Consider the following 7,320-nt stretch of genomic DNA (forward strand, 5'->3'; position numbering starts at 1 on the left):
TCATTTCGCGGGCTGGTGGGGACCTAGAACCCCGAGGTACCCGCGAACACCTGGATGAACGCGAAGAAGATGGTGGCGATGACGGCCACGTAAAGAAGCGCGGTAATGATCCAGCCGGAGTCAGCCAGGACGCGGGCAGCACCTGCGGGGACGGGAATGACGCCCGCGGTGACGTTCCGGATGGTCACCCAGACGAAGAGCGGAATCATGGCCGCCCAGACGATCATGCAGAACGGGCACAGGATGTGGATGTCGTAGAGGGCCTGGGACCACAGCCACACCACGAAGGCAAAGCCCAGCGTGACGCCTGTCTGCAGTCCCACCCAGAACCAGCGGGCAAAAGTGGCCCCGGACAGCAGTGCCATGCCCACGGTGATAATGACGGCGAACGCCACGATGCCAATGAACATGTTGGGGAAACCGAACAGCGAACTCTGCCAGGTTTTCATGACATCCCCGCAGGAGATCCAGGGATTAACGTCGCACACGGTGGTGTGGTTGGGGTCCTGCAGCACGGCGAGTTTTTCCAGGACCAGGGTCCCGGAGGCGAGCCAGCCCACAACGCCGGTGATCACCAGCAGCCAGCCGAAGGGGCGGTTGCGGGCCATGGTGGGGACGGACGCGGGAGTGCTGTCCGTGGCGAGGGTCCGGTCGGCGGCGTGGGTGTCGCTGGCGGGGGAGATGCTGGGCATTGGTGTGGCGTCCTTTTCGTCCGGTGCTCCTAGCCCGATTGTAACGCCGGAGGCTGGAAGCCATCCCCAGGCAAAAAGGAGAACGGGCCCCGCCTCCACCGTGATTTAGTCCGGGTATGAGAGAATAAACATGGCTGGAAGCCGATCCACATTCGGACTCCGGTCCGGTGGCTTGTTCTCAAGACCGCCAATGACGAGCAGGGCAGGCTTCGGAGTGCTTCCGATGCACACTCCCGCGACTCCATTGGGCGGCACCTGGTTGTAGCAACGCAGAACAACGGGTTTCAGGACATCCCACCGGCTCCCACGGGCTGCCGCACCCCACCGCCGGTGCGAACCTGGGAGTATCCACTTGACTTCTGTCAACGCCTGCGGGTTTTGACAATATGTGCCCCAATGGGTGCCGGATGTGGCGGTACGTCAGGGGCAGGAGCGCTGCTGCATATGGAAAATGAACAAGAATTGGCCGTTAACGATGATGCCGCGGCGGCCGAGGAGTCCGCTGTTGCACCCAAGAAGGCTGTCAGGACGCGCCGGAAGGCCGCGCCGAAGGTCGAGGACGTCGTAGACGGGCCGGTGGGCGACGGCCCCGCAGAAAATGCCACGGCGGAGAACGTTGAAGCTGCCGCCGCAGAAACCAAGGCGCCGGCCCGGCGTACCCGGGCCCGCAAGAAAGTGGAAGCTGACGAACCGCTTCCCGCCTTCGCCGACGAAGCAACGGGCACCGGGGCTCCCGCCGGAGTTACGGCCCCTGCCGAAGAGGGTGCACCGTCCGCAACTGCCCCCGAAGCGGAAGCGGAAGCCGAAACCAAGCCGGTCCGCCGCCGTGTCGCCACCCGCAAAACCTCCGCACCCGCGGTGGAAACTCAAGCCCCGGCTGAAGCTGCAGCCCCCGAAGCTGCAACCGCTGAAGCGGCAGCCACCGAAGCGGTTTCCGCCGGGCAGGAAGCCCCGGCCGCAGCCGGCGACGTGGCGGAAACCCCTGACACCGCCGCAGCAGTGGACGCGCCTGCCGGGGCAACCCCGGCAGCGGAGACCCCGGCGGAAGCAGCCGTAACGCCGGAAGCGGCCCAGACGCCGTCGGCCGCAACGCCTGAAGCCGCCGCTCCCCAAGCCCAAACCGAGGAAGAAAGCAACGCAACCGCCACCGGTGCTGCTCCCAGCCCCTTCGGCTCGCTCTTCCTGGAACCCGCTTCCCCCACGTCCGTGCTGTTCCAGGCCCCGGACCTCAGCACGGTGGTGCGCCCCGCCTCCCCCGCCGCGGCAGCCGCCGAAGAGCCGGAAGAGGACGACGCCGAAGAAGGCGACGCAGAGGATTCCGCGGGCCGCCGCAGGCGCCGCAGCCGTGGCCGCCGAAACCGCGGCCGCCTTGATGACCGCGATGCAGAGGCAGGCGCTGAGGGCGACGACGAAACGGCCGAGGATGCCGACGAAGAGCAGGCCGGGCAGCTGGAAGAGGGCGTCACGTCGCGCCGCCGCCGTCGCCGCCGCCGTGGGGACCAGGACCTGGAACTGACCGGCGGCGGGGATGACGACCCGCCCAACACCGTGACCCGCGTCCGCGCGCCCCGCGTTGCCACCGAACCGGCCGTCAGCAACCGGGTCACCAGCGTCAAGGGTTCCACCAGGCTGGAGGCGAAGAAGCAGCGCCGCCGCGAGTCCCGCGATACCGGCCGCCGCCGCACCGTGATCACCGAGGCCGAGTTCCTGGCCCGCCGCGAGTCCGTTGACCGGCAAATGATTGTCCGGCAGCGCGACGACAGAATCCAGATTGCGGTCCTTGAGGACGGCGTCCTGGCGGAACACTTCGTGTCCAAGACGCAGCAGGATTCGCTCATCGGCAACGTCTACCTCGGCAAGGTCCAGAATGTCCTGCCCTCCATGGAGGCTGCCTTTGTTGACATCGGACGCGGCCGCAACGCCGTCCTGTACGCCGGCGAGGTGAACTGGGAGGCCGTCAACCTCGAAGGCAAGCAGCGCCGCATCGAAAACGCCCTCAAGTCCGGCGACACCGTCCTGGTCCAGGTCACCAAGGACCCGGTGGGCCACAAGGGTGCACGCCTGACCAGCCAGATCTCGCTGCCCGGCCGCTACCTCGTGTACGTGCCCGGCGGCTCCATGACAGGCATCTCCCGCAAGCTGCCCGACGTCGAACGCAACCGCCTCAAGCGCATCCTCAAGGACCGCCTTCCGGAGCACGCGGGCGTCATTGTCCGCACAGCCGCCGAGGGAGCGTCCGAGGAAGAGCTGACGCACGACATCAACCGTCTGCGGGCCCAGTGGGAAGGCATCGAAAGCCAGTCCACCTCCACCAAGGTCCTGGCGCCGGAACTGCTCTATGGCGAACCGGACCTCACCATCAAGGTGGTCCGTGACGTCTTCAACGAGGACTTCTCCAAGCTGATTGTTTCCGGCGAGGAAGCCTGGGACACCATCGAGGCCTACGTCACCTACGTGGCGCCGGACCTCGTGGGCCGCCTCGAGAAGTGGACCAAGGACCAGGACATCTTCGCGGCCTGGCGGATCGACGAGCAGATCCACAAGGCCCTGGAACGCAAGGTGTTCCTGCCCTCCGGCGGTTCGCTGGTCATCGACCGCACCGAAGCCATGACCGTGGTGGACGTCAACACCGGCAAGTTCACCGGCAGCGGCGGCAACCTCGAAGAAACCGTCACGAAGAACAACCTTGAAGCGGCCGAGGAAGTTGTACGGCAGCTCCGGCTGCGCGACATCGGCGGCATCATCGTCATCGACTTCATCGACATGGTGCTGGAGTCCAACCGGGACCTGGTGCTGCGCCGGCTGGTGGAGTGCCTGGGCCGTGACCGTACCAAGCACCAGGTTGCCGAGGTCACCTCGCTGGGCCTGGTCCAAATGACGCGCAAGCGCATGGGCACCGGGCTCCTGGAGGTCTTCGGTGAGCAGTGTGAGGCGTGCGCCGGGCGCGGCGTGGTCACCCACGACGATCCCGTGGAGCACCGACGCGCCAACATCGTTGCCGCCGAGCACCACGTGCAGCGTGCCGACAGCCGGCCTGAAGCCCGTGCTGAAGGACACCGCAACGAAGGCCAGCGGACCGACAGCACCCAGCCCGGTGTCCGTCCCGACCGCAAGCGGCGGCGCGGACGCGGCGGCCAGCAGCCTGACGTTGCCCCGGCGGCCGCGGCCGTACACGTGCACACGGTCCACCCGGACCCGTCAGACGCCGAACGCCACGCCAAGGCGGAAGCAACCCGACTGGCCCTCGCCAACATCGCTGCAGCAGCCCACGCGGCCCACCTGCACGACGATGAAGTTGCGGCTGCCCGCCAGGCACAGCCGGCCCAGCAGGCAGCGCCGGTCGAGGCGGACAAGCACGACGCCGATGCCTCCTCCCGTCCCGCCGCTGTCCTGACGTTTGGCGGTGAGAAGGTCGCCCTGCCGTTCGTCGAGCACGCGGAAGAACAGCAGGCGCAACCTGCCCTCACCCTCGACCGGCTCGCTGAAGCCTTTGCGCACCTCGGTGAGCCCGCTCCGGCTGCCGAGGCTCCGGCAGAACAGCCGGAAGCTGCGGTTTCGGCATCGGCAGCTCCGGCACCGGTAGTTTCGGCACCGGCAGTTTCGGAACCGGCCAAGGCCGGGCAGCCGTCCGCCGCCGCAACCGTTGAGAAGGACTGGTCGGACCACACCGTGGAGCAGTCACGGCAGCGGAGGCCACGGCGCAACCGCAGCGCCAGCCGTGCCCAGGGGGCTGCCAACGAGACGTCCGTCCAGCACCACGAGAGCGTCCCCGCAGCCAGTGCAGGCCACTCGCATGCCGCGAAGGCGCCGGAACCGGCTGCCGCCTCCGGTGCGGACACTGCAGGCGCCAAGCAGGCCGAGGCTCCGATCATCCTCGGTGTGGGAGTTCCTGCTTCCGAGCTCTAACCGCAGGCAGCACAAACAAAAACCCGGATGCCCGGAATCGCCCTCACGGCCGGTTCCGGGCATCCGGCGTTAACAGTGTTTCGGCCCGGACCAGGTTCCAGAAGCAGCGGCACGTCACCTTCGGTGCGTCGGCGGCAAAACGGCTAGGCTGGGGAACCGACACGGGGTGCCGCGCGAAGGGCCGGCTGAGATCCACACCCGTTGAACCTGTCCGGCTAGTACCGGCGAAGGGATGTCTCTTGTCTTCGACTCTTGCAATGCCCGCGGAAGCTCTCCAGTCCACTCCTGTCCTGCCGGATTCCGGCCGGGACCTGCCCCGTGTCCTGTCCATTGCGGGTTCGGACCCCTCCGGTGGAGCGGGTATCCAGGCGGACCTCAAAAGTATTGCCGCGCACGGCGGGTACGGCATGGCTGCCATCACAGCCCTCACGGCACAGAACACCCGCGGCGTGGAAGCCGTCCACGTCCCGCCGGCTTCCTTCCTGGCCAGCCAGCTGGACGCCATCAGTGACGACATCACCATCGACGCCGTGAAAATCGGCATGCTTGGGGACGCCGCCGTCATCGGGGTGGTCCGGGTATGGCTCGAAAAGGTGCGGCCCGCCGTCGTGGTCCTCGACCCGGTGATGGTCGCCACCAGCGGCGACCGGCTGCTGCAGGAATCAGCTGAGGCTGCGCTCCGCGACCTGCTGCCGCTCGCCCATCTCCTCACGCCCAACCTGGCCGAGCTCGCCATGCTGGTGGGCGAAAGCCCGCAGGATTCCTGGGAAGGCGCGCTCGATCAGGGGAAGCGCCTGGCAGCTGCCACCGGGACCACCGTGCTGGTGAAGGGAGGCCACCTGGCCGGGGCCGAATGCCCGGACGCGCTGGTCAACATGAACGGATTGCTGGGAGCAGAAGTCATCCAGGTGCCGGGGGAGCGGGTGGCCACCCCCAACAGTCACGGCACCGGCTGTTCGCTCTCCTCGGCGATGGCCACTGTCCAGGCGCGGCTGGGGGACTGGGAGGCATCGCTGCGGGAAGTGAAGCCATGGCTGGCAGGCGCGTTGGAAGCCTCCGGACGCCTGGACGTGGGAACAGGGAACGGGCCGGTCCACCATTTCCACCACCTGCGCCCCGTCCCGCCCGCCGGAGGATTCGCGGCGCGGCTGCGGGCCGAAGCCGACGAGGACCTCAAGGCGATCTACGGGCTGGACTTCATCCGCGGACTGGCCTCCGGAAGCCTCCCCGAAAAGGAGTTTGCCTACTACCTGGCCCAGGACGCCATCTACCTCAACGGCTACTCCCGCGTCCTGGCACGGGCAAGTGCCCTGGCACCCACCGAAACGGAGCAGGTGTTCTGGGCTGCCTCCGCGCGGCAGTGCCTGGAAGTGGAGTCGGAACTGCACAGGTCCTGGCTGAGCACCCGCCCCGTCCAGGCGAAACTGGGTCCGGTCACCAAGTCCTACGTGGACCACCTGACGGCTGCATCGGCGTCGGGCAGCTATGCAGTGCTCGCGGCCGCCGTCCTTCCCTGCTTCTGGCTGTACGCCGAGGTGGGCAAAACACTCCATGCCCGGTTTGTCGCCGCGGGCGAACCGGCAGCGCACCCCTATGCTGACTGGCTCCGCACCTACGCCGACGATGAATTCGCCGAAGCAACCCGCACGGCCATCACCATCGTGGACGGGGCCGGGCGGAACGCCTCGGATGCCGAGCGGGCGGCGATGGTCACCGCCTTCCGGCAGTCCTGCCGCCTGGAAGTGGACTTCTTCGACGCGCCGCGCCTCCACTCCTGACCGGCGGGCGGGCGCCCTGCCGGTAGTATGGTTGGGCGCGGTCCCGCCGCCGGGTTGGCCTGTGGTTCCTATCACAGCCAACGCGCCGGAACCAGCCTCATTTGCGGCCGAAGACGAAATTAGCGTAGTCTAGTTCTTCGGTGCTTACGCCAACACTTGGGTTATGACCCCTTCGGGGATAGCTCACGGATTCCCCCGGGGAATCCACGGCGTTGAGGCACAGCGGAAACCCAGCCAATTCAGAGCCGGGCACCGCACGCAAATTTAGTAATAAACGTCGAGAGAAGTGAGTTCCCAAGTGGTGTACGCGATTGTCCGCGCAGGCGGCCGCCAAGAGAAGGTTTCCGTTGGAGACTTCGTTACCCTGAACCGCGTCGCCGGTGGAGCTGGCAGCACCATTGAGCTGCCCGCGCTGCTCCTGGTAGACGGTGACAAGGTCACCTCCGCCGCTGCTGACCTGGCCAAGGTGACCGTCACGGCTGAAATCCTCCAGGACCTCCGCGGTCCTAAGATTGTCATCCAGAAGTTCAAGAACAAGACCGGTTACAAGAAGCGCCAGGGTCACCGTCAGGAACTGACCAAGGTCAAGATCACTGGCATTCAGTAACCACCGGTTACTGTTCAGGTTTTTCAGCAGATTCCCCAGAATTTAGAGGCAGGCATTTCAGATGGCACATAAAAAGGGCGCGAGCTCCACTCGCAACGGTCGTGACTCCAACGCTCAGTACCTCGGCGTCAAGCGCTTCGGCGGCCAGGTAGTTTCCGCAGGCGAGATCATCGTCCGCCAGCGTGGCACCCACTTCCACCCGGGCGCCGGCGTTGGCCGTGGCGGCGACGACACCCTGTTCGCACTGACCCCGGGAGCCGTTGAATTCGGTACCCGCCGCGGTCGTCGCGTCGTCAACATCGTTGCTGCTGCAGCTGCAGAGTAACAACAGATTCCA

At 66.6% G+C, this 7,320-nt stretch carries 5 protein-coding genes and 1 riboswitch; of the genes, 4 read left to right on the top strand and 1 reads right to left on the bottom strand.

Annotation, left to right across the window (positions count from 1 at the left end):
- Window positions 1–23: 23 nt before the first annotated feature.
- Complete coding sequence (locus tag P2Q66_RS19415) at window positions 24–692, bottom strand: vitamin K epoxide reductase family protein (RefSeq protein WP_275730768.1); 669 nt, start codon at window positions 690–692, stop codon at window positions 24–26.
- 444 nt (window positions 693–1,136) lie between these two features.
- Here P2Q66_RS19415 and P2Q66_RS19420 point away from each other — a divergent pair, with 444 nt between their 5' ends.
- From P2Q66_RS19420 to rpmA, 4 genes are all read left to right on the top strand, one after another.
- Entirely contained in the window at window positions 1,137–4,598 is a 3,462-nt protein-coding gene (locus P2Q66_RS19420) for an Rne/Rng family ribonuclease (protein ID WP_275730770.1), read from the top strand.
- Between the two features lie 152 nt (window positions 4,599–4,750).
- Window positions 4,751–4,848, top strand: a riboswitch (TPP riboswitch).
- 7 nt (window positions 4,849–4,855) lie between these two features.
- Window positions 4,856–6,376: a bifunctional hydroxymethylpyrimidine kinase/phosphomethylpyrimidine kinase gene (gene thiD, locus P2Q66_RS19425; RefSeq protein ID WP_275730771.1), complete on the top strand. Its 1,521-nt coding sequence runs from the start codon at window positions 4,856–4,858 to the stop codon at window positions 6,374–6,376.
- A gap of 298 nt (window positions 6,377–6,674) precedes the next feature.
- On the top strand, window positions 6,675–6,983 hold the full coding sequence (gene rplU / locus P2Q66_RS19430) for a 50S ribosomal protein L21 (RefSeq protein WP_079596325.1): 309 nt from the start codon (window positions 6,675–6,677) through the stop codon (window positions 6,981–6,983).
- Window positions 6,984–7,044: 61 nt separating this feature from the next.
- Window positions 7,045–7,308 carry a 50S ribosomal protein L27 gene (gene rpmA, locus P2Q66_RS19435; RefSeq protein ID WP_009372867.1) on the top strand — a complete coding sequence of 88 codons (264 nt, stop codon included), beginning with the start codon at window positions 7,045–7,047 and terminating at the stop codon, window positions 7,306–7,308.
- Window positions 7,309–7,320: the final 12 nt, after the last annotated feature.

Origin of the sequence: Arthrobacter sp. Cr_A7 (genome assembly GCF_029222765.1) — a bacterium.
GTDB lineage: Bacteria > Actinomycetota > Actinomycetes > Actinomycetales > Micrococcaceae > Arthrobacter.